The organism is Acidovorax sp. M14 (assembly GCF_049331375.1).
Lineage (GTDB): Bacteria > Pseudomonadota > Gammaproteobacteria > Burkholderiales > Burkholderiaceae_C > Acidovorax.
This window is the reverse complement of sequence record NZ_CP186263.1, coordinates 2,518,314-2,545,294: the sequence shown is the minus strand read 5'-3', so window position 1 is coordinate 2,545,294 and position 26,981 is coordinate 2,518,314. Positions and strand designations below refer to the sequence as shown.

The window sequence follows — 26,981 nt, the reverse complement described above, 5'->3', positions numbered from 1 at the left end:
ACCCACAATGACCGCACACAGCACCTACGCCGACTTCTACCGCCAGTCCATCGACCACCGCGACACCTTCTGGAGCGAGCAGGCGAAGCTGATCGACTGGAAGACGGCGCCCCAGCAGGTGTGCGACTACAGCAACCCGCCGTTTGCCAAATGGTTTGTAGGCGGCACCACCAACCTGTGCCACAACGCGGTCGACCGGCACCTGGCCACGCGAGCCAGCCAGGCGGCGCTGGTGGCCATCTCCACCGAAACCGACACCGAACGCAGCTACAGCTTTGCCGAGCTGCACGCCGAGGTGCAGCGCATGGCGGCCGTGCTGCTGTCGCTGGGCGTGAAGAAGGGCGACCGCGTGCTCATCTACATGCCCATGATTGCCGAGGCCGCGTTTGCCATGCTGGCCTGCGTGCGCATTGGCGCGCTGCATTCGGTGGTGTTTGGCGGCTTTGCCTCGGGCTCGCTGGCCTCGCGCATTGAAGATGCCGAGCCCGTGGCCGTGGTCAGCGCCGATGCTGGGTCGCGCGGCGGCAAGGTGGTGCCCTACAAGCCGCTGCTGGACGAAGCCATTGCGCTGTCCAAACACAAGCCCGCCGCCGTGCTGATGGTGAACCGGGGCCTGGCGCCCATGCACCTGCAGGCGGGCCGCGACCATGAGTGGGCGCCGCTGCGCGAGCAGCACCTGAACACCGTGGTGCCTTGCGAGTGGGTGGAATCGACCCACCCCAGCTACACGCTGTACACCAGCGGCACCACCGGCAAGCCCAAGGGCGTGCAGCGCGACACGGGCGGCTACACCGTGGCGCTGGCGGCGAGCATGAAGCACATCTTTGATGCCAAGGCGGGCGATGAGGTTTTCACCGCCGGGCCGCCCCAAGGTGAAAACGCGGCCCCCTTGGGGGGCAGCGACCCGCGCGAGCGGCGGAGCGTGGGGGTCTTTTTCGCCACCAGCGACATCGGCTGGGTGGTGGGCCACAGCTACATCGTCTACGGCCCACTGATCGCGGGCATGACCACCATCATGTACGAAGGCCTGCCCACGCGGCCCGACGCGGGCGTGTGGTGGAACATTGTCGAGAAGTACCAAGTCACGCACATGTTCTCGGCCCCCACGGCGGTGCGGGTGCTCAAGAAGCAGGACCCGGCCTACCTCGCCAAGTACAACGTGAAAAGCCTCAAGGCCCTGTGGCTGGCGGGCGAGCCGCTGGACGAGCCCACCGCCCAGTGGATCAGCGACGCGCTGCAAGTGCCCATCATTGACAACTACTGGCAGACTGAAACCGGCTGGCCCATTCTGACCCTGGCCAATGGCGTGGAAAAACAAACCACGCGCTTCGGCAGCCCGGGCAAAGCCATGTACGGCTACGGTGTGAAGCTGATCGATGAGGCCACGGGTGAAGAGCTGACAGGCCCCAACCAGAAGGGCGTGGTCGCCATCGAGGGCCCGCTGCCCCCCGGCTGCATGCAGACCGTGTGGCGCGACGACGCCCGCTTTGTGAACACCTACTGGAAGAGCATCCCCGGCCGCCTGATCTACAGCACCTTTGACTGGGGCATCCGCGATGCGGACGGCTATCACTTCATCCTGGGCCGCACCGACGACGTGATCAACGTGGCCGGCCACCGCCTGGGCACGCGCGAGATCGAGGAGAGCATTGCCTCCCACCCCAATATCGCCGAAGTGGCGGTGGTGGGCGTGGCCGACAGCCTCAAGGGCCAGGTGGCCATGGCGTTTGCCGTGGTGCGCGACGCCTCGGGCCTGACCGATGACGCCGCACGCCTCAAGCTCGAAGGCGAGGTGATGAAGCAGGTGGATCACCAGCTGGGCGCCGTGGCGCGACCGTCGCGCGTGTACTTCGTGACCGTGCTGCCCAAGACCCGCAGCGGCAAGCTGCTGCGCCGCGCCCTGCAGGCCGTGGCCGAGCGGCGCGACCCGGGCGACCTGACGACGATGGAAGACCCGGCTGCGCTGCAACAGGTGAAGGACCTGGTGGGCTGATTTCAACTCACCGCCGACCAGCAGGGTGGGCGCCGTGCTGGTCCTGCCGAGTCACTGCGGTGGCTTGGCCACAAACGCCTGTTTGCCGTGGCGGTCGAACCCCGCCTGCTCGTAAAAGCGCAGGGTGTGTTCGTCCTTGCGGCCTGTCATCAGCATGACCTTGTAGCAGCGCTCTCGCCAGGCATGGGCCAGGGTGTGCTGCAGCAGCGCGTGCCCCCAGCCCTCGCTGCGGTGGGCGGTGTGTGTCACCACGTTCTCGATGACGCCATAAGGGCGGCAGGCGCGCGTGAGGTTGGGGATGACGGTCAGCGTGCAGGACGAAACCAACTGGCCCTCATCCCACCCTCCAAAGTACCGAATGCGCGGGTTGGCGAGCGCCTCAGTCCATACGGCTTGCACCTCGGGTCCAGAGGGCAGCGGGTCGTCATGCTCGTGCAGGTGGGTGTACAGGCCAAGCAGAGGGGCAAGGTCTTCGGCGCGGAGTTCGCGGATGTTCAAGGCCAGCCTCCAGGGGACGAAGAGAATGCTTGGTTACTACCAAAATCATAGCTTCCGGCGCATATGGCACTAGCGCTTGGCAACGATTTCAGTGTTTTCAAATGGGCCGGTTGCGCTGCCACCCTGCAGGGGGCTGCCAATGGGGTGTCCAGCCGATGAAGTCCTCCAGCGGCATGGGCCGGGCGATGCAGTAGCCCTGCGCCTGCAAACAGCCCAGCTGCAGCAGCATCTGCCCCTGTTCGACGGTTTCCACCCCCTCGGCAATCACCCGGTAGCCGAACGAGCGGGCCAGGCCGATCACGCCCTGAACGATGGCCAGGTCGCCGGGGTCACCCATCATGCCGTGCACAAAGCTCTGGTCGATCTTGAGCGTGTCCATGGGCAGGCGGCGCAGGTAGGTCAGCGACGAGTAGCCGGTGCCAAAGTCGTCCAGCGCTACGGTCACGCCCATGGCACGCAAGGCGTTCAGGGTGTCGGCCACGGCGCTCAGGTCGTACAGGGCAGCGCTTTCGGTGATCTCGATCTCGACCAGGTGCGCGGGCACGCGGGGGTGCCGCGCCAGGCAACCGGCAACCCAGTCGGCAAAGCCCGGCTGCTGCAGGTGCTGGGCGGCAATGTTGATGCTCAGCGGCATGGGCATGCCCCGATCCTGCAACTGCTCCAGCACCGTGAGTGCCGCCTCGGCCACCCATTCGCCAAAGCCGATCTCCAGATCGGTGCCCTCCAGCAGCGGCAAGAATTCGCCCGGTGGCACCAGGCCCCGCTCGGGGTGTAGCCAGCGCGAGAGCACTTCGGCGCCCACCACGGTGCCGCTGCGCATGTCCACCTTGGGTTGCAGGTACAGGGTGAACTGGGCTTGCGCCAGCGCCTCGCGCAGGTAGTGCCCCTGGGCGCGCAGCAGTTGCACGGCGCGCTCCTGGGCGGCGTCGAATTGGTGAAAACGGTTGCGCCCGGCCTGCTTGGCGGCATACATGGCTTGGTCGGCATGGCGCAGCAGGGTGTCGGCGTCGGCGTCGTCCTGCGGGAAGATGGTGTAGCCAATGCTGGCCGTGACGACCACGCGCTCGGTGTCCAGCGTGTAAGGGGCCGAGACGCTTTCCATCACGCGGCCCAGAATGCGCTCGCAGTCGGCCACCGACTCCAGCCCGGGCATCAGGATCACGAACTCGTCGCCCCCCAGCCGGGCCACCGTGTCCACCGGCTGCAGTGCGCGCGTGAGCCGGCCGCCCACCACCACCAGCAGGCGGTCGCCCGCGCCGTGGCCCAGGCGGTCGTTCACGGGCTTGAAACCGTCCAGGTCCAGGTAGGCCACGCCCAGCTGCTTGCCGGTGTCACGGGCCTGGGCCATGCATTCCTGCAGCTTGCGCGCCAGCAGCACGCGGTTGGGCAGGCCGGTGAGGGCATCGTACAGCGCCAGGCGCTGCAGCATGACCTCTTGCTCGCGCTGTGGGGTCACGTCAATGGCCACACCCAGCATGCGGGCTGGCCGGCCTTGCTCGTCAAAGCCGACGATCTTGCCCAGGTTGCGCACCCAGCGCACCGGTTCGCTCGGCTGGTTCAGCCGCCAGGTGGCGTCGAACGGTGTGCCCAGGTGGGCGGTGTGGCGCGCCAATTCCGCAGTGATGCGGTCGATGTCGTCTGGGGCGATGGCCGTGGTCCATTGCACGGCCGCCGTGGTGTCGCCGGTCGCCGCCAGCCCGCGCATGGCGCGCCAGCGGCGGTCGCCTGTGACCAGGCCGGTCTGCAGGTCCCAGTCCCACAGGCCCAGCGATGCGGCGGAGATGGTGAGCGACAGCAGGGCCTCGCGTTCACGCACCTGTACTTCGTTGCGCTTGCGGTCGGTGATGTCGTGCACCGAGAACAGCCAGCAGGGCTCGCCGTCAAACTCGGTGGCGCGCATCGACTGCAGCACCGTGCGTCGGGGGCCGTTGCGCACGTTCAGCGTCACTTCGTAGTCGCTGAGGTGGCCGGTCTGGCTGACTTGCTCCATCAGGCGTTGGCGGTCTTCGGCCGTGAAGATGCCCAGCTCCACGGCGGTGCGGCCAATCGCTTCCTCGCGGGGAATGCCCAGCATGTCGACCCAGGCGGGGTTGATGTCCACATAGCGGCCGTCGCTGCGGTGCGACAGGCCCATGGGGTAGGGCATGAGGTGGAAGATGCGGGAGAAGCGCTCCTCGGACTGGCGCAGGCGCTGGTCGGCGCGCTTGGCCTCGTCGATGTCTTGCATCACGCCGCGCACCTTGACCACGCGGCCGTTCTCGATCACCGGTTCGCCGCTTGCGCGCACCCACAGCAGATGGCCGTCGGCGTGATAGACCTCCATCTCCATGCTCCACTCGGTGCGCGAACGGATGCTCTGGCGGAATTTTTCGCGCAGCGCCTCGCGGTACTGCGGGGCCACATGGCGGTCGATGTAGTCGCTGGGCGGCGGCTGGTTGGGGGACAGGCCGTGGATGTCAAAACACACGTCCGACCAGTACACCAGTCCGCGCCCGCGCTCGTCCTCCCACGCGCCCAGCCGGGCCAGGCGGCCGGCTTGCTGCAACTGGTGGTACAGCGCCCGAAGTTCGTCGCTGGTGCGTTGGGCTTCGGTCATGTCGTGGAAAACGAAAACAAAGCAGTTTTCGCCATTCACAAGCACAGAGCGTGCCGACATCAGGCCCGGCACCTGCACCCCTTTGCTTTGCGCGACCAGGGGCAACCGGTCCACCTTGCCCTCGCGCTGGTAGGTCTCCAGCAGCCGCTTGCGCTCGTGCTCGTTGGCCCAGATCTGCAGCTCTGACGAGGTGCGGCCCAGAACCTCCTCGCGCCTGAAGCCCAGGAGCTCGCAGAACGCCGGGTTCACGTCGATGTAGCGCCCGTCGGCGATGCGGGTGATGCCTGCCGGGTCGGGCAGCGTCTGGTAGAAGGTGGTGTATTTGGCCTCGGCAGATTGCAGCGCCTCCTCGGCCTCGCGGTGGGCAGTGATGTCCACGTCCATGCCGATCAGGCTGGCGGGGCGACCCTGGGCGTCCCGCCTGGCAACGGTGCCGCGCGACATCAGCCAGCGCCACCGGCCCTGAGTGTCCCTGACGCGGAACTCGGCCTCGTAGCTGTCCTCCAGCCCGTCCATGGCGCGCGCCAGCTTGGCGGCATTGCGTTCGGCGTCCAGCGGGTGTCGCCGGGCGTACCAGCGCTGCCAGAGGTCGGGCGACTGCATGTCGGCACGGGTGATGCCGTAGGCCTCGTAAAACCGGCCGTCACACGAAAACTGGCGCTCGACCACATCCCACTGCCAGCGGCCACCCCCCAGGGCGTCCAGCGCCAGGCGCAGCTGGTGCTCTTGCTGGCCCAACTTCTGCTGGATCTCGCTGCGCGCCAGCTTGGCGCGAGCCCTGTCTGCGATCACCAGCCAGCCAATCCCCAGCATTAGCACGCCAGCGCCGTGATGCCAGTGCAGGGTCTGGGTGCCCAATCCGGCGTCCGTTGTGGCGCCCATGGCCAGCGAAACCACCAGCGGCAGCGTGAGGGTCAGGCCCGCCAGCGGTGCCCAGTCGGGCCAGGCCCAGCGCCTGCCCAGGCTGCGCCAACCCCAGCCAGTGGCCAGTGCGCCCCCCAAAACGGAGGTGGCGGGCCAGGCGGCCGAAGTGTCGGTCCAGAGGGCGGCCTGCAAGGCCAGCAGGGCGGTAATGGCCGCCGCCGGCACGCCAAAGAACAGCGCCATGAACGCCGTGGCAGTGGGGTAGGCCACGATGTGCAGCTCTGGCGCGTTCCAGCGCAGGGCCTCAAAAGCGGCGATGGAGACCAGCCCACCCGCCACTCCGAGCAGGATCAGCGTGCGCCGGGAAGGGTGCAGCGACTCTTGTGGTGACAGCCAGACCGGCACCAACAGCAGCAGCATGAGGGCCGTGCCTGCCAGTAGCGTGTTGTCACCCATGGCGTTTTCCTTGGGCGGCCTGGTGCCGCGAACACGCCTTAGAGGGGGCTGGATGGGCGCTAACGACGGGCGGGCGACCCTGCGGGAGGAGCGGGGGCATGTCGCGACCCGTGTCGCATGGGGCTTTCCTCAGAAAGCATGCACCCGATAAAAAAACCATGTGTCAAGTTTAGGCCTGTTCTGAGGCGGCCCGGGCGGGACGCAGCGTCCTGATAAGTCCGGTTGACAACAAGGTGCCACACACGATCACCAGCGCGCAGCCCACCATCCATGGCGTGATGCTCTCGCCCAGGAACAGCGTGCCATACAGCACGGCAAACACGGGCGTAATGAACGTGACGGCCAGCGCCCGGCTGGGGCCTGCGTGCTCGATCAGGCGAAAGTACAAGATGTAGGCAATGCCGGTGCACAGCACGGCAATCGCCAGGATGGCCGCCCAGGCGCGCACCCCGGGCATCTGGGCAGGCCACAGCCACAGCGTGGGCAGCGCCAGACCGAGCGCCGCGCCCAGCTGGCTGCCGGCGGCCGTGGCCAGCGGCGGCAGGCCCGTGAGGTGGCGCCGCGCAAAACTGGCCGACACGCCGTAGAACGCCGATGCCAGCAGGCAGGCCGCAATGGCCCAGTGGGCATGGTCGGTCTTGAACCCGGTGCCGGCGGGGGCGCGCCAGGCCAGCAGGGCCACACCCACAAAACCGAGCGCCAGCCCCACCCAGCGCAGGCGGTTGATGCGGTCGCCCAGCCACACCCAGGCAATCAGCGCGCCAAACAGCGGCACCGTGGCGTTGAGGATCGAGGTCAGGCCCGTGGCAATGTGCAGCACCGCCCACGAGAACAGCGAGAACGGAATCGCCGAATTGATAACGCCCGCAAACAGGATGGGCCGCCAGTGCGCGCGCAGTGCAGGCCAGTGGCCCTGGCGCAGCATGATGGGCCACAGGAACACCGTGGCCAGCGCCACCCGCAGGCCGGCAGTGGGCAGCGGGCCAAAGTCCGACGCGCCCAGGCGCATGAACAGGAACGACGCGCCCCACAGTGCGGCCAGCAGAATGAATTCGCCGATCCAGGTGGACACGGGCCGGGTGGCGGGGCTGTTCATGCAGTGGCTTTCATGGGAGGGGCTGCGGCGGCCAAAAGGGGTGCATTCTCCAGCGTCAGCAAAGCCCTCTTGCGATCGAGGCCGCCTGCATAGCCCGTCAGGCTGCCATCGGCACCCAGCACACGGTGGCAGGGCACCACCACGCTCAGCGGGTTGCGGCCCACCGCCGCACCCACGGCCCGCACGGCGCTGGGGTTGCCCAAGTGGCGGCCCAGCGCGCCGTAGCTGGTGGTCTGGCCCCGGCCAATCTGCAGCAGCGCGCGCCACACCGACTGCTGGAATGCTGTGCCGCCCGACAGGTCCAGCGGGAGATCAAAGTGCTGGCGCTCTCCGGCCAGGTACTGCTGCAGCTGCTGCGCGGCCTCTTGCAACACGGGGTAATGGCCTGGACCCAACGCCCAGGCGCTAGGGCCGTGCAGTTGGGCGGTGGGCTCGTGGCGCTGGCCTTCAAACCAAACGCCCGACAAGCCGATGGGGGAGGCGGCCAGCCGGACGGGCCCCAGCGGGGTGTCGGCCCGTGCCTGCACGGTGAGGGGGTGAAACTGCATGTTGAGAAGTCGCTAGAGGGTGATAAGGGACGTTTTGGGGCGAAATCGGCACCATGCGCTAGTGCCTATTGCCTGAGGTGCTATGGTTTTGATAGTTTCTGGGCGTCTGCAGGTTCAGGCGTGCCGGCACCGCTGCTGCCAGCGTCCCAGGCCCGCAGCACGGCATAGCTGCGCCAGGGGCGCCAGGCTTGCGAGGCTTCTTGCGCAGCGCGTGCCGGGTTCTTGTGCTGCTGCACCCCCAGCGCCTTGTGCAGTGCCACGTCACCCGCCGGAAAGGCGTCGGGCCAGCGCAGCACCCGCATGGCGATGTACTGCGCCGTCCAGTCACCAATGCCGGGCAGGGCGCACAGGGCGACGGTGGTGCTGGGCACGTCGGCGCCCGCATGCAGGGCGAGGGCGCCGCTGTCCACCGCGCGGGCCAGCGCCACGATGGCCGCCTGCCGCTGGCGCACGATGCCCAGTTGGCCCAGCGTGTCGCCGTCGGCGCGGGCCAGGGTGGCTGCGGTGGGAAACAGCCGGTGCAGCTCGGGCCAGGGCGTGGCGATGGGCTCGCCCAGCCGCTCCACCAGCCGCTGGCCTAGTGTCCGCGCGGCTGCCACGGTGATCTGCTGGCCCAGCACGGCGCGCACGGCCAGCTCAAAGCCGTCAAACGCGCCGGGCACGCGCAGGCCGTCGCCGTCCGGGAAATGCGGGTGCAGCACGGCGTTGATGGCCGCCGGGTCGGCATCCAGGTCCAGCATGGCACGCACCCGGCGGATGACCAGCGGCAGCACTGGGTACAGGCTGTCGCTGGTTTGCAGAAGCACCTGGTTGCGCGCCACGTCAAAGCGGGCGCTGAACCAGCCCGTGGTTTCCGGGGCGAGGCCTGCGCTGCCCGATGCCGGATGCTGCAGGCGCACTGTGCGGCGCAAGGTGGCCTCCTGGGGCAGCACCCATTCCACACCGTGGAACTGGCGCCGCTCAAAAAACGCCAGCAGCGCTGCCACATCGAATGGTGGCCGCCACGCCAGGCGCAGCGTGCTGCTGGCTCCAGGCCCGTCTGCGTGGACGGGCGCCGCTCCACGGCGGCGCAGCTGGGTGGGGTTGAGGCCATAGTGGCCCACAAAGGCTGCGTTGAACCGCCGCACGCTGGCGAACCCGCTGGCCAGCGCCACCTGCGTCACGGGCATGGCGGTGTCGGTGAGCAGCTGCTTGGCCGTGAGCAACCGCCGTGTCTGCAGATATTGCAGCGGCGAAACGCCCAGGGCCGCCTCAAAAATGCGGCGCAGATGCCGGTCGCTCACGCCCAGCCGCTCGGCCAGGCGGGCCACGGTGGCGCTGCCCTCGCCGGGTGCGGCCGGTGTGGGCCAGAGGTCGGGGGCATCCAGCAGGCGCACGGCCTGCTGCACCAGGATGCCGCTGGCGTCTTGCACCGACCACGCCATCGCCTGGGGGGCCAGCTCGGGCCGGCAGCGCAGGCAGGGGCGAAACCCGGCGCTTTCGGCCTGCGCTGCCAGCGCAAAAAACCGGCAGTTTTCGCGCCGGGGTGTGCGCACGGCGCAGACAGGGCGGCAGTAGATGCCGGTGGACATCACCCCGGTGAAAAAATGCCCGTCAAACCGCGCGTCGCGCGCCTGCAGCGCCAGGTAGCGGCCTTCGTCGGCTGCCGTGTCGGCGGTAGGGTTGGAGGGCAGGGCGGTGGAGGTCATGGGCCAGATCATAGGAGCCTGGCGCCCGGCCACTGGCCGTTTTCGGACCTGTGCCTTGGGCGGGTGTGGGGCTGGCGCCTGCGGCATCGACTGACAAACACCGGCGAGGCCGCCGCCTACAATGCAGCGGACTTTTCAACCCCTCCGCGAAAGGCCCCCCTGCGTGCAACCGACCCCCGCCATCTTCAAAGCCTATGACATCCGCGGCATCGTGCCGTCCACCCTGAACGAAGACGTGGCCCTGGGCCTGGGCCGGGCCTTTGGCACGGCAGCCCGTGCAGAAGGGCAGACCACCGTGGCGGTGGGGCGGGATGGCCGCCTGTCAGGCCCCGCCATGTCGGCGGCGCTGATCCAGGGGCTGGTGGAGGCAGGCATCGAGGTGATCGACGTGGGCCTGGTCACCACGCCGTTGCTCTACTTTGCGGCCAGCACGCTGTGCAGCAGTGGCATCCAGGTCACGGGCAGCCACAACCCCAAGGACTACAACGGCTTCAAGATGGTCCTGAACGGCCGCGCCATCTATGGCGACGAGATCCAGGCCCTGCGCCGCACCATGGAGCAGGAAAGCTGGCAGCTGGTGCCCGGCGGCGCGGTGCGCCATGTGGATGTGCTGCCTGCGTACCGCGAGCGCATTGTGGGCGATGTGAAGCTGGCCCGCCCCCTCAAGATCGTGGTGGACTGCGGCAATGGCATTGCAGGCGCCTCGGCGCCCGCCATCTTCCGGGCGCTGGGTTGCGAGGTGACCGAGCTGTTCTCGGAGGTGGACGGCAACTTCCCCAACCACCATCCCGACCCGAGTAAGCCCGAAAACCTGCGCGACCTGATCGAGGCCCTGAAGAGCAGCGACGCCGAGCTGGGCCTGGCCTTTGACGGCGACGGCGACCGCCTGGGCATCGTGACCAAAGACGGCACCAACATCTTCCCCGATCGCCAGATGATGCTGTTTGCGCAAGACGTGCTCTCGCGCGTGCCGGGTGGCGAAATCATTTTCGACGTGAAGTGCACCCAGCGCCTGGCGCCCGCGATTGCGGCGGCCGGCGGCGTGCCGGTGATGTTCAAGACCGGCCATTCGCTGATCAAGGCGCGCATGAAGGAGACGAACTCTCCCCTGGGCGGCGAGATGAGCGGCCACATCTTCTTCAAGGAGCGCTGGTACGGCTTTGACGACGGCACCTACGCGGGCTGCCGCCTGCTGGAGATCCTGAGCCGGAGTAATGACCCCAGCGGCGTGCTGAACGCGCTGCCCACCAGCTTCTCCACCCCCGAGCTGAACGTGGCCTGCGCCGAGGGCGAACCGCACCGCCTGACCGCCGAACTGCAGGCCCTGGCCGCCGAAACCTTTGCCGCCCCCGCCGCCATCAGCACCATCGATGGCCTGCGCGTGGACTGGCCCGATGGCTTTGGCCTGATCCGCGCCAGCAACACCACGCCCGTGCTGGTGCTGCGCTTTGAGGGCCACACCCCCGAAGCCCTTGCCCGCATGGAGGCTGCCATGCTGGCGCTGCTGCACCGGGTCAAGCCCGACGCCCATGTGGGCGCAGCCAGCCACTGACATTGCCTGCCGCACGCCCGATGCTCTCGCTCTCCACCCCCCTGTGTGTCGCAGCCGCCCAGACGCCGTCGGCGCCTTGCGATCTTCAGCGCAACCTGCAAACGCACCTGGCCTGCGTGCGGGCCGCTGCCCATCAGGGCGTGCAACTGCTGCAGTTCCCGGAGCTGTCGCTCATCGGCTACGAGCCTTCGCTCATGGCCGACCATGTGCTGACGGCCGACCACCCCGTGCTGGCAGCCTTGCGCCAGGCGGCCCAGAGCCATGGCATGGCGCTGGTGGTGGGTGCTCCTGCAGCGCCGGTGGAGGCAGGCGCACGGCCCGCCATTGGAGCCTGGCTGCTGGGGCCGGACGGAAGCGTGGCGCTGTACCGCAAGCGCCATCTGCACGACAGCGAAGAACAATTTGCCAGCGCGGGCGCGGACGACGCGCAGGTGCAACTGGTGGCCGGCGAGCCCACGGCACTGGCCGTGTGCGCCGACATCACCCATCCCGAGCATGCCCAGGCCGCCCGTGGTGCTGGCGCGGCCCTGTATGCGGCGGGCGTGCTGATCTCTGAAAAGGCCTATGCGGCCGAATCGGCCATGCTGGAAGGCTACGCGCGCGACCACGACATGGCCGTACTCGCGGCCAACTACAGCGGCACGTCCGGTGGCTACGTGAGTGCGGGGCGCAGCGCCTTTTGGGCGCCCGGTGGCCGCTGTGTGGTGGCTGCGCCGGATGACGCGCCCTGCATCGTCTGGGCTGCGCGCAGCGACAGCGGCTGGGCGGGTGGTGTGCTCAGCGTGTCTGTGCCCGCATGACCGTCGCGCGGGCCCTGTATTCGCTGCTGACCTGGAGCGCGCAGCCGCTGCTGCGCCGCAAGCTGCGCCGCCGTGCGGTGGCCGAGCCAGGGTACGCCCACGCGGTGGGCGAGCGCTTTGGTCGCTACCCGGCCCCCATCGACAGCCTGATGCCCCACAGCAGCACCGACCCGCTGGGCCGGTTTGTGTGGGTGCATGCGGTGTCGCTGGGCGAAACCCGGGCCGCCGCCATCTTGTTGGCCCAGTTGCGAGAGCAGCTACCGGGCATGCGCCTGCTGCTCACCCATGGCACCGCCACGGGACGGGCCGAGGGCGAAAAGCTGCTGCTGCCCGGTGACGTGCAGGTGTGGCAGCCCTGGGACACGCCGGGCGCCGTGGGTCGGTTTTTGCGCAAGTTCCGCCCGGCCATCGGCATCCTGATGGAAACCGAGGTGTGGCCCAACCTGGTGGCGGGCTGCCGGCAGCGGCGCATTCCGCTGGTGCTGGCCAATGCGCGCTTCAACGAGATATCGCTGCGCAAGGCGCAGCGCCTGTCAGCCCTGGCGCGACCCGCCTACGCAGGGCTCACGGCCGTCTGGGCCCAGACCCAGGAGGACGCCACGCGGCTCGCAGCCATCGGCGCGCCGGTGCGTGGCGTGCTGGGCAACCTCAAGTTCGACGTGGTGCCCGACGCACAACTGCTGGAGCGGGGCCGCGAGTGGCGCACCCGCACCGGCTGCCCCGTGGTCTTGCTGGCCAGCAGCCGCGAGGGCGAAGAGGCCATGTGGCTGGAGCAGATCCAGAAAATACGACAAAAATCGCCCCAAGCGCTAGTGGATCATGCCTCGGCAGCTATCAATAGTGAAGCGTCTGGCGATGATCTGCCGCCCGTGCAATGGCTCATCGTGCCGCGCCACCCGCAGCGGTTTGACGAGGTGCACCAGTTGCTGCAGCGCGCAGGCCTGTCGGTGTCGCGCCGCAGCACCTGGGCCGCAGCGCCTGGAGCGGCTGAGGTGTGGCTGGGAGACTCCATCGGCGAAATGGCGCTGTATTACGGCTTGGCCGATGTGGCCTTGCTGGGCGGGAGTTTTGCACCGCTGGGGGGCCAGAACCTGATCGAGGCGGCCGCTTGCGGTTGCCCTGTGGTGCTGGGCCCGCACACCTTCAACTTTGCCGAGGCGGCCGAGCTGGCGTGCGCGGCAGGTGCTGCACAGCGGGTGCCTGACCTGGCGCAAGGGATAGCGGAAGCTGCAGCGCTGGCAGGGGATGCCCGCGCGCACGAAGAAGCCAGCGAGCGGGCCACCCGCTTTGCCGCCACGCACCGAGGGGCTGCGCAGGCCACGGCGCGTGCGATTGTGGCGATGGTGCAGCCCGAGGGCGGCCTGCACTAGGCCTCAGCAATTCGTGCACGGGATGCACCCCGGCGCGGGGTGCAAGGACCCATTACTTGGCCAGCAGTGCGTTGACCGCTTCGATGTCCTGCTGCGACAGCGTGCCCGCCGCCTGGCGCAGCTTGAGCCCGCCCAGCAGCACGTTGTAGCGGGCCTGGGCCAGGTCACGCTTGGTCTGGTAGAGCTGGCTTTGGGCGTTGAGCACGTCGATGTTGATCCGCACACCCACCTGGTAGCCCAGCTTGTTGGCATCCAGCGCGCTCTGGCTGGAGGCTTCGGCTGCTTCCAGGGCCTGCACCTGGCCCTGGCCGGACTGCACGCCGTAGAACGCGGCGCGCGTAGCCTGTGCCACGTTGCGGCGGGCGGTCTCCAGGTCGGCTTCGGCCTTGGTTTCCAGCGCCAGGGTTTCCTTCACGCGGTTTTGCACGGCAAAGCCGGCAAACAGGGGCAGGTTCAGCGCCACGCCCACGCTGGCGGCATTGCTGCGGGCCGTGACGCCGGGCGAGGTGATGGTGCCGTGCAGGTTGCGCGTGACGTTGTAGCCCGCCTGCAGGTCCACCGTGGGCAGGTGGCCGGTTTCGGCCTTTTTGGTTTCCAGTCGCGCAATATCCAGGGCAATGGCAGCCTGGCGCACGCCGGGCTGCTGGTCGCGAGCGGTATCCACCCAGGTGGTGACGTTGTCAGGCACCACGCTGGGCAGTTGCACGGGCAGGGCCAGGGGCAGGGGTTTGGTGCCGGTGATGCCGACCAGCTGGTCCAGCGCCAGGCGTTTCACGCGCAGGTCGTTTTCGGCAGCGATCTCCTGGGCAATCACCAGGTCGTAACGGGCCTGGGCCTCACGCGAATCGGTCACCGTGGTGGTGCCGACTTCAAAATTGCGCTTGGCAGCAGCCAGTTGTTCGGACACGGCGGCCTTTTGGGCCTGCACAAAGGTGAGGGTGTCTTGCGCCGCCAGCACATCAAAGTAGGCCTGGCTCACCCGCACCAGCAGGTCTTGCGTGGCTGCGTCCAGCTGCGCCTGGGCCACGTCCACACCGCGCTGGCCTTGCTCCAGCGTGATGCGGTTGGCGGGGCGGTACAGCGGCTGCGAGGCGTTGATGCCCACCGTCTGCGCCGTACCGGTGTTCTCGATCTTGGGTTTGCTCAGCTCCACGTTGGAGCGGGTAAGGCCCCCGGTCAGTGCCGCCGAAGGCAGCAGGCCGGCGCGGGCCTGGTCGGCCTTGCGGGCGGCGGCGTCCAGCTGCGCACGCGCCGCCTGCCAGGCCGTGTCATAGGTGCGGGCGGATTCCACCAGCTCCAGCAGGCTCTGCGCCTGGGCCGGCGCACACAGCGCTGCGCCCAGCGCCAGGGACAGGATGGACAGGGACAGGGGCCTAAACGGTGTCATCGGGGGGTCCTTCGGAAGAGTCTGCGAATCGAATCAGGGCGGGCAACGGCGGGCAGCATGGGGCCACAAGGCGAAAAGTGCGGTCCATACAACCCCATGGCATCAGTAGCGCGGCACCGCCGGGTCGCTTTCGTGCGACCAGGCGTCGATGCCACCGGTGATATTGGCCAGATGCTCGAACCCGTGGTGCTGCAAGAACGAGGCCACGCGCAGGCTGCGTGCGCCGTGGTGGCACAGGCAGGCGATGGGACGCGCGGGGTCCAGCTCAGCCAGGCGCGCGGGCACCTCGCCCATGGGGATGGCCACCAGCTCGAACCCGTCGGCACGCACACTGGCGGTCTGCAGCTCCCAGGGCTCACGCACGTCCAGCACCAGGGGCCGGCTGCCTTCCGGCGCGGAGGCAAACCAGGCAGACAGCTGGGCGGGGCGGACGTGATCGATCATGCAAAACTCCGAAGACAACCGAAGGGCAGGGGGTCAGAACGTGAAGCCAGAGGGCTCGGGGAAGTTCACCAGGCGCGGCGCGATGGTGTCCCACGGCGACGTGGTCTCAAAGCGGTCGCCGGTGCGGCGGGTAACGGTGAAACGCATCACGGGCTCGCTGCCCACGATGGCGCCCAGTCGGCCACCGTCACGCAGCAGGGCCAGCAGGTGGCTGGGCACCTCGGCCACGGAGCCGCTGAGCACGATCACGTCGAACGGACCGTCCGGGATCGCATCGCGGGCACCGTCGCCCTGGCGCACGTCGGCGTTTTGCACGCCGGCATCGCGCAGGTTCTCTCGGGCCATTTCGGCCAGCTCGGGGTCGATTTCGAGGGAGACCACACGTTCGGCACGAGCAGCCAGTAGGGCGGCCATGTAGCCCGAGCCTGCGCCGATTTCGAGCACGCGGTCGGTGGGCAAAACCCGCAGGTCTTGCAGAATGCGGGCCTCTACGCGGGGCTGCAGCATGCTGTGTCCCTTGCGGACGGCCTCTTCGGCGTCATTGCCCAGCAGCGGGACTTCAATGTCCATGAAGGCCATGCTGCGGTAGGCCGGGGGCACAAAGTCTTCGCGGCGCACCACGGCCAGCAGGTCCAGCACGTCGGCATCGAGCACGTTCCAGGGGCGGATCTGCTGCTCGATCATGTTGTAGCGGGCCTGGGCGACGGGGTCGCTGATGTTGGCGGACGTGTTCAGGGGCAGGTTCATGGGATTTCTCCGTGGGGCAGATGCAAGGCCGATCGGGACGATCAGGACAAACCTTCGATTTTAGGCGCTGCCGGGGCGCGTCCCATCTTGCGAAGGGCCCACTGGGCCAAGTCGTCCATGTAGCAATACACCACCGGCACCACCACCAGGGTCAACAGGGAAGAAGTAATCACGCCGCCAATCACCGCCTGGCCCATGGGCGCGCGCTGTTCCGAGCCTTCGGACAGCGCAAACGCCAGGGGCACCATGCCGAAGATCATGGCCAGCGTGGTCATGAGGATGGGGCGCAGCCGCACGCGCGCGGCCAGCAGCAGGGCATCGGCGCGGGGCAAGCCGGGCACGGTCTGGCCCTGGTCGTTCACGTACTCCTCGCGGGCGCGGATCGCAAAGTCCACCAGCAAGATGGCGTTCTTGGTCACCAGGCCCATCAGCATCACCACCCCGATGATGGAGAACATCGACAGCGTGGAGCGGAACATCAGCAGCGCCAGCACCACACCGATCAGCGTGAGTGGCAACGACGTCATGAGCGCCAGCGGCTGCAGGAAGCTCTTGAACTGGCTGGCCAGGATCATGTAGATGAAGATGATGGCCATGGCCAGCGCCGAGATGGCGTAGCCAAACGATTCGGCCATGTTCTTGGTGGAACCGCCAAACTGGTAGCGATAACCGGGCGGGAAGGTCACGGTCTCCAGCGCCTTCTTGATGTCGTTCGACAGTTCACCGGCCGAGCGCTGGGACACGTTGGCGTTCACCGCCACTTCGCGGGTCAGGTCGCGCCGGTTGATCTGGTTGGCGCCGGTGGATTCGGTGACGCTGGCAACCTGATTCAGGCGCACGATGCGGGTCGTGCCGTCGGCGGCGGCCAGAGCAAAGGGCAGGCGTTCCAGGTCGGCCGGGGTGGTGCGGGCCTCCGGCGCCAGGCGCACGTTCACGTCATAGGTCTGGTCGTCGGGCGCGCGCCAGTTGCCCACGGTGGTGCCTGCCACCAGCGTGCGCAGCGACGCCGCCATGGGCGCTACCGACAGGCCCAGATCCGATGCCACTTCGCGCTTCACATCCAGCGCAATCACGGGCTTGTCGGGCTTGGCACTGGTGTCCAGGTCCACGAGGCCCGGGATGCCGCGGATCTTCTCGGTAACGATTTTGGTCAGACGCTCCAGCTCGCGCAGGTCAGGCCCCTGCAGCGAGAACTCCACCTGCTTCTGTCCGCCCACTGCATCCAGCAGCCCCACATGGGTCACGGTGATGCCGGGCACGGTCTTGAGGCGTTCGCGCAGTACGTCCGACATCTGGTCCACGCTGCGGCTGCGGTCCTTGCGGTCCACCAGCCGCACATAGATGCTGGCGTACATCTTGCCCTGGGCGTTGCCGGTGTTGATGGTGGACAGCGTGTAGCGCACCTCGGGCATCTCGCGCAGGATGGCCTCCACCTGTTTGGCCTTGGCTTCGGTGGCTTCGAGCGAAGAACCCACCGGGGTGTAGAAGTTCAGCGTGGTTTCCGAAAAGTCGGCCTTGGGCACGAACTCGGTGCCCAGCAGCGGCACCATCACCACGCTCAACACGAACACCGCCAGCGCGATCACCATGGTGGCCAGCTTGTGCACCAGCGACCAGCGCAGGATGTGCTGGTAGCCCTCGGCCAGCGCATCGGTGGCGCGGTCAAACCAGCCGGTGACGCGGCCAATGGTCTTGTCGTAGAAGGTGACGGGCGCCGTCTTTTGGCCGTGCGCATGGATGCTGGGGTCGTGCCACACGCTCGACAGCATGGGGTCGAGCGTGAAGCTCACAAACATCGAGATCATCACCGCCGCAACGATGGTGATGCCGAACTCGTGGAAGAACTTGCCGATGATGCCGCCCATGAAGCCGATGGGCATGAACACCGCCACGATGGACAGCGTGGTGGCCAGCACCGCCAGGCCGATCTCCTGCGTGCCGTCCATGGCGGCCGTGTAGGCGCCTTTGCCCATCTGCACATGGCGCACGATGTTCTCGCGCACCACGATCGCATCGTCGATCAGCAGGCCCACGCACAGGCTCAACGCCATCAGCGTGATCATGTTGATGGTGAAGCCGAACATGTTCATGAACAGGAACGTGCCGATCAGCGCGATGGGCAGGGTCAGCCCCGTGATGACAGTGGAACGCCAGGAGTTCAGGAACAAAAACACGATGAGCACCGTGAGGATGGCCCCCTCGATCAGCGTCTGGCGCACGTTGTTGACGGCCACGCGGATGGGGCGGGCGCTGTCGCCGATGGTCTCCAGCCGCACGCCGGGTGGCAGCTGGTTCTTTAGCTCGACCACGGCGGCATTCAGGCCATCGACCACCTCGATGGTGTTCTCGCCCTGCGACTTTTGCACCGACAGCAGCAGCGTGCGCTGGCCGTTGTAAAGCGCCAGGCTTTCCACCTCTTGCGCGCCGTCGTTCACGCGGGCGACCTGGTCCAGGCGCACCGGCGCTCCGTTCTTGCGGGCGACGATGATCTTGCCGAAGTCCTCGGGCCGCTCCATGCGCGCGTCGATCTGCACCACGCGCTCCTGCGCCAGCGACCGGATCGCGCCCACGGGCAGGTCCTGGTTCTCGTTGCGCACGGCATTGGCCACCTGGTCGGGCGTCACGCCAAAGGCCTCCAGCGCCTGCGGATTCAGGTAGATGTTGATTTCGCGCTTGGTGGCGCCCACCAGGTTCACCGCGCCCACGCCACGCACGTTCTCCAAGCGCTTTTTCAGGATCTGCTCGGCCCAGGTGGTCAGTTCTACCGCGCTGCGGTCCGACTTTTCGTCAGGCAACACGGCCAGGGACCACACGGCGCGGCTGGCGGGGTCGAAGCGCAGCACGCGCGGCTCCTTCACCTCGGTGCGCAGCAGGGGGCGCACGGTGGCCACCTTTTCACGCACGTCTTCAGCGGCCTTGCGGCCGTCGATGTGGAGCTGGAACTCGATGATGACAACCGCCGTGCCCTCGTAGCTGCGGGAGGTGAGGGCGTTGATGCCCGCGATCGAGTTGACGCCTTCTTCGATCTTCTTGGTGACCTCGCTCTCGACGATTTCAGGCGATGCGCCGGGGTAGTCCACGGTGACGACTACCACAGGGAAGTCGATATTGGGGAACTGATCGACCTTGAGGCGCTGGTACGAGAACAGACCCAGCACGACGATGGCGAGCATCACCATCGTGGCGAACACGGGGTTTTTGAGGCTGACTTTGGTGAACCACATGGCGAGTCAGCCCGCTCAGGGTGCCGTGCGCGAGGCAGCTTGCGCGGGTGCAGGCGCGGAGGCCTGGGACGCGACAGCGGCCTGCGCTGCGGTCACAGGCGTGCCTTCGCGCAGCGAGCCCATGCGGCCCGCAATGACGGTGGTGCCCACGGTCACGCCATCCACCGCCACCAGGGTCTGTCCGTTGACCACGGCGCGGGCACCGGTCTGCACCGGTGCATAGGCCACGCGGCCGTCCTTGATGGTCTGCAGGTAGGGCGCGGGCTTGTCGGTGCGCACGGCGTCCAGAGGCACGGTCAACACCTGGGCGCTGCCGGTGGTCAGCAGGCCTTGCACAAACAGGCCCTGGCGCAGGCTGGCGGTTTGGGCTGGCTGGTCTACCCGCAGATAGACCGGCACCGTGCGGCTGCCCGCCTGGGCGCTGGGGTTGATGCGCACCACCGTCGCTTGCACCGGGGTTGCAGCGCCTTCCACCGTCAGTTGGGCCTTCTGGCCCACGCGCACGGCCAGCGAATCGGCGGGGGTGAGCAGGGCTTCGAGTTCCAGGCGGGACAGGTCCACCACTTCAATGATGCGGGCGTCTACAGGCACCCGCTCGCCCGGCTGGGCAAGGCGCTGCGCGACCAGGCCGCTGATCGGGCTCTTGAGCACGGTGTCCTCCAGCGCCTTGCGCGCCACGTCAGCAGCCGACACAGCGGCCTGGTAGCTGGACTGCGCTGCCTCCAGGCTGGCCTGCGAAGTGACCAGCGCGGTGGCGGAGATAAAGCCCTGGTCCACCAGCGCGCGGTTGTTGTTGTACTGCCGCTGGTTGATGTCCACCTGCGACTTGGCGGCATCGGCTTGCTGCTGGGCCTGGCGCAGTCGCGCGCGGGCTTCGGTGGGGTCGATTCGTGCCACTTCCTGGCCCGCCTTGACGGTATCGCCCTCGCGCAAGGTCAGGCCCTGCAGTTCGCCCGCCACACGGGCCTTCACCATGGCCGAGTCCACCGCGCGCAAAGAGCCCGACACCGGCACCCCCAACGAGAGCTGGGACGACTGCACGGTGACCACCTCATCGGCAGCCAGTTGCAGCGGAGCCTCGGCGCGCTGGGTAGATGCCTCGGCCAACGCCTTTTGCTGCGCCTGCCGCGCCGCCATGGCCCGCCACACGCCACCACCGAGCAACACTACAACGATGGCCGCAGCCATCCAGGGAATCCAGCGTTTCATGGTCAGGAGGTGCGCGAGCGCTTGGCGGAGGGGGTGAGAGAAGAGGGGGAGGGTTGTGCGCCAGCCGACGGATCGTGACTGGCGCTTGTGCCGGCGGATGCCTCAGGGCGCACACACAGGCCGTGGAGGATGTTGTCCGCCTGGGTCTCGATGTACTGCTCGGGCGTCATCTCCATCGAGTCGGGTACGCAGGCGCCCAGCGAGTGTTTCCACAGCGTCAAAAAGATCATGGGCGCCAGCACCAAGTACACCGCGTAGTCCAGGTTCACCGGGCGGAACTCGCCCCGGGCAATGCCCCGCTCCAGGATGCGTCGCACCAGCGCCTGGCCGGGAAGGATGACCTCTTGCTGATAGAACTGGGCGATTTCGGGGAAGTTTTGCGCCTCGCTCAGCATCAGCTTGGTGATGCCGGACGCCTTGGTGGCGCCAATCCGCTCCCACCAGACCTGGTAGCAATACCGCAGCACCTCACTGGTGGTGCCCACAAAGCTTTCCAGCTCGTTGTTCCATTCGGCAAAGCGCCCGGCGATGTTCTCACGCACCACGGCCTTGAAGAGTTCTTCCTTGCTGGGGAAGTACAGAAACAGCGTGCCTTTGGACACTCCGGCGCGCGCCGCCACCTCGTCCACCCGTGTGGCGGCAAACCCCTTCTCGACAAACAGGTCGAGTGCGGCCTCCAGCAGCTCTCCCGGGCGGGCTTCCTTGCGGCGCTCGCGTTTGGTGCTGGTCGTGGCAGTGGAGGTTGGGGGGGGAGTGGTCAAACCGGCTATTTTTAATGACTGACTGGTTAGTAATGTAGCCAATGCCTGTAGGAGCGTCAATGCGGCCGTGCCCTGTGCCGCCAAAAAAGGCGCGTGTTGGGTGTCGAAGCGCCGTTGGCTGGCACGGCGGTTGCGTGCACTCGGTGCTGTGCACCGGCAACGCAAATGTCCTCAGCATGGCAAATTTCACTCCTAAATGTCTTATTGACAGGACATTAGAACTATTCCTAATATGACTTCCATGCCGTCCAACAACCTGCCACTCCCCAAGTACCACCAGATCTATCTGGTGCTGCGCGAGCAGTTGCAGGAAGGCCGGTTTGCCGATGGCTTGCCGGGCGAGCTGGCGCTGATGCGGCAGTTCGCTGTGGCGCGTGTCACGGTGCGCCGCGCGCTGGAGCTGCTGGAGGGCGAGGGCATGATCTCCCGCGAGCCCGGCCGGGGCACCCGGCCGGTCCCCCCCGCTGCGACCCACGCAAACGACGCAGGTGGCGACGGCGAAAACAGCCGGGCGCACCTGACCGGCCTGCTGGAGAACCTGGTCAGCATGGGCCTACGCACCTCCGTCAAGGTGCTGGATGTGGATACCGTTACCGCGTCCCGCGCGGTGGCCGGGGCGCTGAACATCGCAGTCGGCGATGCCGTGCAAAAAGCGGTGCGCGTTCGTAGCACCAAAGAGGGGCCGCTGTCGCATATCACCACCTATGTCCCTGCCGACATAGCGCGCCAGTTTGGGCGGCGTGAGCTGGCACGCAAACCCATTCTGGTGCTGCTTGAAGAATCCGGCGTCAAGGTAGGCCGCGCGCACCAGACCATTTCGGCCAAGCTGGCCGATGCCGTGGTGGCCAGGCACCTGGATGTCTCGGTGGGATCGGCGCTGCTGGCCGTGCGCCGCCTCATTTACGACGACCAGGAGCGCCCGGTGCAATGGCTGCACGGGTTGTACCGGCCAGACCGCTACGAATATGAAATGCAGCTGTCCCGCGTGGGCAGCATCGATGCCAAGGTCTGGGTCAGCAAAGAGCTGTCGGCCCAGTTTCACTGAATTCCATCCCCCACCTCAACCCTACCTACCTGCCAGGAGAATGCCCATGAGTACTCGCCGCCATTTCATGACCCAGTCGGCTGCCGCCGCGTCGGCACTGGCCTTCCCACTGGTGGGCGGTGCCCAGGCCAAGTCCGTCAAGGTGGGGGTGCTGCACCCCGTGACCGGGGCACTGGCCTATTCGGGCCAGCAATGCCGTGAAGGCGCGATGATGGCCATCGAGGACATCAACAAGGCGGGCGGCATCAAGGCCCTGGGCGGTGCCAAGCTCGAAGCGCTGCTGGGCGACGCGCAGTCGCAGCCCCAGGCCGGTGCCGCCGAGGTCGAGAAGATGAATGAAGCTGGCGTTTCGGCCGTGGTGGGGGCGTTTGCCTCGGCCATCTGCCTAGCCACCACGCAGGCCGCCGCCAAATACAACCTGCCGCACATCGTGGACGTGGGTGTGGCCGACCAGATCGTGGAACGGGGTCTGAAGAACACCTTCCGTTTTGGCCCGGGCTACAAGAAGTGCACTGAAACCGCCATGGCCAACCTGCATGTGCTGAACACCGCAGCCGGCAAGCCCGCCAAGACGGTGATGATCATCCACGAGGAATCGCTGTTTGGCTCGGGCACTGCCCAGCTGCTGTCGCGCGAACTGCCGGGCTACGGCTACGAAGTCAAGGAGGTCATCAAGCACGCCAATCCCACTCGCGATTTCAACAATATCGTGCTGCGCATGAAGGCGGTGAACCCGGACATCGTCATCCCCGCCAACTATTACAACGAATACGCGCTGCTGGTGCGCACCATGCAGCAGCAAAAGGTCACGCCCAAGGCCATCTACTCGGTGCTGGGCGGCGCGGCATCGAGCTACAAGTTCGTCAAGGAGTTTCCGGACGCGGCCAACGGCATCATCGACTGCAACCACTGGTTCAACCCCAAGGACAAGCGCGCACAGGACCTGAAGAAGCGCGTCGAAGCCAAGGGCCTGTTCTTCAGCTACGAGCTGTTCATGACCTACACCTCGATGTGGCTGCTGGCCGATGCGCTGGAGCGCGCCAAGTCGGCAGACCGCGCAGCCCTCATCGATGCCCTGGAGAAGAGCACTTTTGCCGATCACATCATGCCGTACGGCCCGACCAAGTTCGTCAATGGACAGAACCAGGGAGCCCAGCCGCTGATGACCCAGGTGCTGAACAAGGACATCAAGGTCATCATCCCGCGCGACTACCGCGAAGCGGACCCGCTCTTCCCGCTGAAGGCCTGACACCCACCACTTTTCAGCCCTGACGACAGGGGCTGCGGGGCGCTCTTCGCCGGGGCGTCAGGCCGCGCCTTTGCCTGCCGGGTGCCAATACCCTCCATGTTCGACCTCAGCATCCTCTTTCCGTCGGTCCTCAACGGCCTGACCACGGGCGCGGTGTATGCCCTTATCGCTCTCGGGCTCACGCTGATTTACGGCGTGCTGCACATCATCAACTTCGCGCATGGCGCGTCGCTGATGTTGGCGCTGTACGCGGTGTACCTTCTCAAGCAGCACTTCGGGCTGGACCCGTACCTGGCCCTGCCCATCCTGGTGCCGGGCATGTTCGCCCTGGGTTATGCGCTGCAGCGCCTGGTCATCAACCGCGCCAGCCATGGCAAGGACGAGAACATCCTGCTCGTCACGCTGGGCATCTCCATCGTGATGGAAAACCTCGCGCTGCTGTTCTTCAAATCCGACACGCGCACCATCGATACGGCCTACACGCTCACCACCGTGGCGGTGGGGCCCGCCATGATCGCCTTGCCCAAGCTGGTCGCCTTTGCCGGTGCGCTGGTGGTGTCTGCCGTGCTGCTGTGGATCGTGGGCCGCACCGACCTGGGCCGCGCCATCCGCGCCGTGGCCAAGGAGAAGCACGGCGCCAAGCTCATGGGCATCAACGTGGACCATGTGTATGCCATGAGCTTTGGCATTGGTCTGGCCTGCCTGGGTGCTGCCGCCTGCTTTCTGCTGCCCGCGTACTACGTGAACCCGCAGGTTGGCAGCGGCTTTGTGCTGGTCGCGTTCACCATCGTGGTGCTGGGCGGCATGGGCAGCTTTACCGGCGCGCTGGTGGGCGGTTTGCTGATCGGGGTGGTGGAGTCGCTGGGCGGCCTGTACCTGGGTGAATCGCTGGGTCAGATCGGCATTTTTGCCATCTTCATCGCAGTGTTGCTGTTCCGCCCGCAGGGGTTGTTTGGAGCCAAGGCATGAAGCAGCTTGCAAGCATTGGATTGTTTGCCGTCGTCGTGGCGGCCATCGCGGCGTTTTCCGACTCCGGCGTGTTGCTCAACTTCGTGATGATGTCGCTCTACGCGGCACTGCTGGCGCAGGCGTGGAACATCCTCGGGGGCTTTGGCGGTCAGTTCTCGTTCGGACACGCACTGTTCTTCGGCACGGGCGCCTACATCCAGGCCATCGCGCAGATGCAAGGGGGCATCAACCCCTGGATGGCTTTGCCCATGGCGGTGGCTGGCAGCGCGCTGGTGGGGCTGTTTGTGGGCGGGCTGTCGTTCCGCTACGGGCTCAAGGGCTCGTACTTTGCGCTGGTCACGCTGGCCTTTGCCGAGGTGTTTCGCATTCTGGCGCTGTCGGTGCCGTTCACCGGCGCAGGTGTGGGGCTGATGCTGCCGCTCAAGGAGTCGCTCTCCAACATGCAGTTTGGCTCGCGCAAGGGCTTTGTCTTCCTGATCCTTGCGCTGGTCACGCTGGCGCTGCTGGTCAGCTGGTGGCTCAAGAACTCGCGCTTTGGTGCCTGGCTGCAGGCCGTGCGCGACAACGAAGACGCGGCGCGCGCCATCGGCGTCAACCCCTTCGGCGTGAAGATGGGCGCCATTGCCCTGTCGGGCGGCTTCATGGGGGCAGCCGGGGCGTTCTATGTGCAGGTGTTCCAGTACATCGACCCAGGCATTGCCTACGGTTCGGTCACGTCGGTAGAGGCCCTGGTGGCGGCCATCGTGGGTGGCATTGGCACTGTCTGGGGGCCTGTGCTGGGTGCGCTGGTGCTGCACATCCTGGCCGACGTCACGCGCAACCTGTTCGGCCAGCTGCCCGGCATCAACATGGTGATTTACGGCGTGGTGCTGGTGCTCATCGTGATGTTCCTGCCCCGTGGCATTGCGGGCATCGGACAGTCGGTGGTGGCGGTGTGGAAACGTTCGGGAGGCCGCCATGGCGAATGACCTATTGCAGCTCAGCGGGCTGAGCAAATCCTTCGGCGGCCTGAAGGCCGTGCAAAACGTGAGCCTGGCGGTGCCTGAGGGTTCGCTGACCGCACTGATCGGCCCCAATGGAGCAGGCAAGACCACGCTGTTCGCCCTGATGTCGGGCTTTGTGCGGCCCGACACAGGCACCGTGCGCTTTGCGGGCCAGGACATTACCGGCCAGGCCCCGCACCTCAACGCCCGACTGGGCATGACGCGCACCTTCCAGATCGTGCAGCCATTCGCAGCGCAGACCGTGCGTGAAAACATTGCCGTGGGCGCCCACCTCAAGGAGCCCAGCCGCCGTGCCGCCCTGGCGTTGGCCAGTGAAGTGGCGGCCCGCGTGGGCCTGGCCCCGCAGCTGGACAAACCTGCAGCCGACCTCACGGTGGCCGGCCGCAAGCGCCTGGAGCTGGCCCGCGCCCTGGCCACCCGGCCACGCCTGCTGCTGCTCGATGAAGTGCTGGCCGGCCTCAACCCCCAGGAGATTGCCGAGATGATTCCCGTGGTGCGCGGCATTGCCGATGGTGGCGTGACCGTGTTGATGATCGAACACGTCATGCAGGCCGTGATGAACCTGGCCGAGCATGTGTGGGTGCTGGCCCAGGGCCAGCTCATCGCGCAGGGCAACCCCGCGCAGGTCACCTCGGACGAGCGCGTGATCGAGGCCTATCTGGGCCACGGCACCGCCGCCCGTTTGCGCGCCGCCGCACCGCAGGAGGCTGCATGAGCACCGCCCCTTTGCTGGAGATCATCGGCCTGCGCGGCGGCTACGGCCGGGTGGAAGTGCTACGGGGTGTGGATCTGCAGGTGCTGCCTGGCGAAACCGTGGCGCTGCTGGGCAGCAACGGCGCAGGCAAGTCCACGCTCAACAACGTGGTCTGCGGCATCTACAAGGCCTGGGCGGGCAAGGTGGCGTTTGATGGGACCGACCTCAGCGGCGCCCACTACACCGACGTCGTCAAGGCGGGTCTGATCCAGGTGCCCGAAGGCCGCAAGATCTTCCCCAACCTGAGCGTGATGGAGAACCTGGCGCTCGGCAGCTTCACTCGGGCGCGCGAGCGCCGCGCGGAGAACATCGATAAGGTATTTGCCACCTTTCCGCGCCTGAAGGAGCGCACCCTGCAGCTCGCCGGCACCATGAGCGGCGGCGAGCAGCAGATGCTGGCCATTGGCCGCGGAATGATGGCCGAGCCGCGCCTGCTCATCCTTGACGAGCCCTCGCTGGGCCTGTCGCCGCTGCTGGTCGAAGAGATGTTTGGCCTGATCCGGGAGCTGCGCTCCACAGGCCTGGCCGTAATGCTGGTGGAGCAGAACGTGGGCCAGTCCCTCGAAATCGCCGACCGCGCCTACGTGATGGAGAACGGAAGCATCCGCTTCTCGGGTGCCCCTGCCGACTTGCTGCGCAGCGACGACCTGCGCCGCGCCTACCTGGGGCTGTGATGCCTGCACGTACCCCGCAAGCCACCACCCCACAAGTCACAGAACCACAGGAT

Annotated in this window: 21 protein-coding genes; 10 read left to right on the top strand and 11 right to left on the bottom strand. The window is 67.0% G+C overall.

What is annotated here, in order from left to right; translation table 11 throughout:
* Positions 1-7 precede the first annotated feature (7 nt).
* Positions 8-1,993: a propionate--CoA ligase gene (locus ACOYR4_RS11690; protein ID WP_422846721.1), complete on the top strand. Its 1,986-nt coding sequence runs from the start codon at positions 8-10 to the stop codon at positions 1,991-1,993.
* A 51-nt stretch (positions 1,994-2,044) separates the two neighbouring features.
* Here the strand turns inward: ACOYR4_RS11690 and ACOYR4_RS11685 are convergent, their stop codons facing one another.
* The 5 genes from ACOYR4_RS11685 to ACOYR4_RS11665 form a co-directional block, all read right to left on the bottom strand.
* The gene (locus ACOYR4_RS11685; RefSeq protein WP_060986499.1) at positions 2,045-2,491 is read right to left on the bottom strand and encodes a GNAT family N-acetyltransferase; all 447 of its coding nucleotides are present in this window, start codon (positions 2,489-2,491) and stop codon (positions 2,045-2,047) included.
* Positions 2,492-2,588: 97 nt separating this feature from the next.
* Positions 2,589-6,407 carry a sensor domain-containing protein gene (locus ACOYR4_RS11680; RefSeq protein ID WP_422846720.1) on the bottom strand — a complete coding sequence of 1,273 codons (3,819 nt, stop codon included), beginning with the start codon at positions 6,405-6,407 and terminating at the stop codon, positions 2,589-2,591.
* Positions 6,408-6,576: 169 nt separating this feature from the next.
* Positions 6,577-7,503, bottom strand: a complete 927-nt coding sequence (locus ACOYR4_RS11675; protein ID WP_422846719.1) for a DMT family transporter — start codon at positions 7,501-7,503, stop codon at positions 6,577-6,579.
* Positions 7,500-8,051, bottom strand: coding sequence for a methylated-DNA--[protein]-cysteine S-methyltransferase (locus ACOYR4_RS11670; protein WP_422846718.1), 552 nt, complete (start codon positions 8,049-8,051; stop codon positions 7,500-7,502). The genes ACOYR4_RS11675 and ACOYR4_RS11670 overlap by 4 nt, the downstream gene beginning before the upstream one ends.
* Before the next feature lie 80 nt (positions 8,052-8,131).
* Positions 8,132-9,751, bottom strand: coding sequence for a DNA-3-methyladenine glycosylase 2 family protein (locus ACOYR4_RS11665; RefSeq protein WP_422846717.1), 1,620 nt, complete (start codon positions 9,749-9,751; stop codon positions 8,132-8,134).
* Between the two features lie 151 nt (positions 9,752-9,902).
* Between ACOYR4_RS11665 and ACOYR4_RS11660 the strand changes: the two genes are divergently transcribed.
* The 3 genes from ACOYR4_RS11660 to ACOYR4_RS11650 are packed head-to-tail and all read left to right on the top strand — an operon-like array spanning position 9,903 to position 13,461.
* Positions 9,903-11,291 carry a phosphomannomutase/phosphoglucomutase gene (locus tag ACOYR4_RS11660; protein ID WP_422846716.1) on the top strand — a complete coding sequence of 463 codons (1,389 nt, stop codon included), beginning with the start codon at positions 9,903-9,905 and terminating at the stop codon, positions 11,289-11,291.
* A 20-nt stretch (positions 11,292-11,311) separates the two neighbouring features.
* Entirely contained in the window at positions 11,312-12,091 is a 780-nt protein-coding gene (locus ACOYR4_RS11655; RefSeq protein ID WP_422846715.1) for a carbon-nitrogen hydrolase family protein, read from the top strand.
* The gene (locus ACOYR4_RS11650) at positions 12,088-13,461 is read left to right on the top strand and encodes a 3-deoxy-D-manno-octulosonic acid transferase (RefSeq protein WP_422846714.1); all 1,374 of its coding nucleotides are present in this window, start codon (positions 12,088-12,090) and stop codon (positions 13,459-13,461) included. The genes ACOYR4_RS11655 and ACOYR4_RS11650 overlap by 4 nt, the downstream gene beginning before the upstream one ends.
* 52 nt (positions 13,462-13,513) lie before the next feature.
* Here the strand turns inward: ACOYR4_RS11650 and ACOYR4_RS11645 are convergent, their stop codons facing one another.
* From ACOYR4_RS11645 to ACOYR4_RS11620, 6 genes are all read right to left on the bottom strand, one after another.
* The gene (locus ACOYR4_RS11645; RefSeq protein ID WP_422846713.1) at positions 13,514-14,848 is read right to left on the bottom strand and encodes a TolC family outer membrane protein; all 1,335 of its coding nucleotides are present in this window, start codon (positions 14,846-14,848) and stop codon (positions 13,514-13,516) included.
* Between the two features lie 102 nt (positions 14,849-14,950).
* Entirely contained in the window at positions 14,951-15,292 is a 342-nt protein-coding gene (locus ACOYR4_RS11640) for a rhodanese-like domain-containing protein (protein ID WP_422846712.1), read from the bottom strand.
* Positions 15,293-15,325: 33 nt separating this feature from the next.
* Positions 15,326-16,039 carry a protein-L-isoaspartate O-methyltransferase family protein gene (locus tag ACOYR4_RS11635; RefSeq protein ID WP_422846711.1) on the bottom strand — a complete coding sequence of 238 codons (714 nt, stop codon included), beginning with the start codon at positions 16,037-16,039 and terminating at the stop codon, positions 15,326-15,328.
* 41 nt (positions 16,040-16,080) lie between these two features.
* Positions 16,081-19,263 carry an efflux RND transporter permease subunit gene (locus ACOYR4_RS11630; RefSeq protein ID WP_422846710.1) on the bottom strand — a complete coding sequence of 1,061 codons (3,183 nt, stop codon included), beginning with the start codon at positions 19,261-19,263 and terminating at the stop codon, positions 16,081-16,083.
* Positions 19,264-19,278: 15 nt separating this feature from the next.
* A complete protein-coding gene (locus ACOYR4_RS11625) occupies positions 19,279-20,472 on the bottom strand; it encodes an efflux RND transporter periplasmic adaptor subunit (protein WP_422846709.1) in 1,194 nt (397 codons plus the stop codon).
* A 2-nt stretch (positions 20,473-20,474) separates the two neighbouring features.
* Positions 20,475-21,233 carry a TetR family transcriptional regulator gene (locus ACOYR4_RS11620; RefSeq protein ID WP_422846708.1) on the bottom strand — a complete coding sequence of 253 codons (759 nt, stop codon included), beginning with the start codon at positions 21,231-21,233 and terminating at the stop codon, positions 20,475-20,477.
* Positions 21,234-21,465: 232 nt separating this feature from the next.
* Here ACOYR4_RS11620 and ACOYR4_RS11615 point away from each other — a divergent pair, with 232 nt between their 5' ends.
* The 6 genes from ACOYR4_RS11615 (at position 21,466) to ACOYR4_RS11590 (ending at position 26,928) form a co-directional block, all read left to right on the top strand.
* Entirely contained in the window at positions 21,466-22,278 is an 813-nt protein-coding gene (locus ACOYR4_RS11615) for a GntR family transcriptional regulator (protein WP_015014064.1), read from the top strand.
* 46 nt (positions 22,279-22,324) lie between these two features.
* Positions 22,325-23,527: an ABC transporter substrate-binding protein gene (locus tag ACOYR4_RS11610; RefSeq protein ID WP_422846707.1), complete on the top strand. Its 1,203-nt coding sequence runs from the start codon at positions 22,325-22,327 to the stop codon at positions 23,525-23,527.
* A gap of 96 nt (positions 23,528-23,623) precedes the next feature.
* On the top strand, positions 23,624-24,496 hold the full coding sequence (locus ACOYR4_RS11605; RefSeq protein WP_110959148.1) for a branched-chain amino acid ABC transporter permease: 873 nt from the start codon (positions 23,624-23,626) through the stop codon (positions 24,494-24,496).
* Complete coding sequence (locus ACOYR4_RS11600; protein ID WP_298450825.1) at positions 24,493-25,464, top strand: branched-chain amino acid ABC transporter permease; 972 nt, start codon at positions 24,493-24,495, stop codon at positions 25,462-25,464. The genes ACOYR4_RS11605 and ACOYR4_RS11600 overlap by 4 nt, the downstream gene beginning before the upstream one ends.
* The gene (locus ACOYR4_RS11595; protein WP_422846706.1) at positions 25,454-26,215 is read left to right on the top strand and encodes an ABC transporter ATP-binding protein; all 762 of its coding nucleotides are present in this window, start codon (positions 25,454-25,456) and stop codon (positions 26,213-26,215) included. The genes ACOYR4_RS11600 and ACOYR4_RS11595 overlap by 11 nt, the downstream gene beginning before the upstream one ends.
* Entirely contained in the window at positions 26,212-26,928 is a 717-nt protein-coding gene (locus tag ACOYR4_RS11590; protein ID WP_422846705.1) for an ABC transporter ATP-binding protein, read from the top strand. The genes ACOYR4_RS11595 and ACOYR4_RS11590 overlap by 4 nt, the downstream gene beginning before the upstream one ends.
* Positions 26,929-26,981 lie beyond the last annotated feature (53 nt).

Excerpts from the sequence above, each read along its gene's own strand:
- ACOYR4_RS11670 (WP_422846718.1), bottom strand. The coding sequence starts at position 8,051 with ATGCAGTTTCACCCCCTCACCGTGCAGGCACGGGCCGACACCCCGCTG.
- ACOYR4_RS11690 (WP_422846721.1), top strand. The coding sequence starts at position 8 with ATGACCGCACACAGCACCTACGCCGACTTCTACCGCCAGTCCATCGAC.
- ACOYR4_RS11680 (WP_422846720.1), bottom strand. The coding sequence starts at position 6,407 with ATGGGTGACAACACGCTACTGGCAGGCACGGCCCTCATGCTGCTGCTG.
- ACOYR4_RS11605 (WP_110959148.1), top strand. The coding sequence starts at position 23,624 with ATGTTCGACCTCAGCATCCTCTTTCCGTCGGTCCTCAACGGCCTGACC.
- ACOYR4_RS11625 (WP_422846709.1), bottom strand. The coding sequence starts at position 20,472 with ATGAAACGCTGGATTCCCTGGATGGCTGCGGCCATCGTTGTAGTGTTG.
- ACOYR4_RS11655 (WP_422846715.1), top strand. The coding sequence starts at position 11,312 with ATGCTCTCGCTCTCCACCCCCCTGTGTGTCGCAGCCGCCCAGACGCCG.
- ACOYR4_RS11650 (WP_422846714.1), top strand. The coding sequence starts at position 12,088 with ATGACCGTCGCGCGGGCCCTGTATTCGCTGCTGACCTGGAGCGCGCAG.
- ACOYR4_RS11640 (WP_422846712.1), bottom strand. The coding sequence starts at position 15,292 with ATGATCGATCACGTCCGCCCCGCCCAGCTGTCTGCCTGGTTTGCCTCC.
- ACOYR4_RS11635 (WP_422846711.1), bottom strand. The coding sequence starts at position 16,039 with ATGAACCTGCCCCTGAACACGTCCGCCAACATCAGCGACCCCGTCGCC.
- ACOYR4_RS11610 (WP_422846707.1), top strand. The coding sequence starts at position 22,325 with ATGAGTACTCGCCGCCATTTCATGACCCAGTCGGCTGCCGCCGCGTCG.
- ACOYR4_RS11665 (WP_422846717.1), bottom strand. The coding sequence starts at position 9,751 with ATGATCTGGCCCATGACCTCCACCGCCCTGCCCTCCAACCCTACCGCC.
- ACOYR4_RS11615 (WP_015014064.1), top strand. The coding sequence starts at position 21,466 with ATGACTTCCATGCCGTCCAACAACCTGCCACTCCCCAAGTACCACCAG.
- ACOYR4_RS11600 (WP_298450825.1), top strand. The coding sequence starts at position 24,493 with ATGAAGCAGCTTGCAAGCATTGGATTGTTTGCCGTCGTCGTGGCGGCC.
- ACOYR4_RS11645 (WP_422846713.1), bottom strand. The coding sequence starts at position 14,848 with ATGACACCGTTTAGGCCCCTGTCCCTGTCCATCCTGTCCCTGGCGCTG.
- ACOYR4_RS11675 (WP_422846719.1), bottom strand. The coding sequence starts at position 7,503 with ATGAACAGCCCCGCCACCCGGCCCGTGTCCACCTGGATCGGCGAATTC.
- ACOYR4_RS11590 (WP_422846705.1), top strand. The coding sequence starts at position 26,212 with ATGAGCACCGCCCCTTTGCTGGAGATCATCGGCCTGCGCGGCGGCTAC.
- ACOYR4_RS11595 (WP_422846706.1), top strand. The coding sequence starts at position 25,454 with ATGGCGAATGACCTATTGCAGCTCAGCGGGCTGAGCAAATCCTTCGGC.
- ACOYR4_RS11630 (WP_422846710.1), bottom strand. The coding sequence starts at position 19,263 with ATGTGGTTCACCAAAGTCAGCCTCAAAAACCCCGTGTTCGCCACGATG.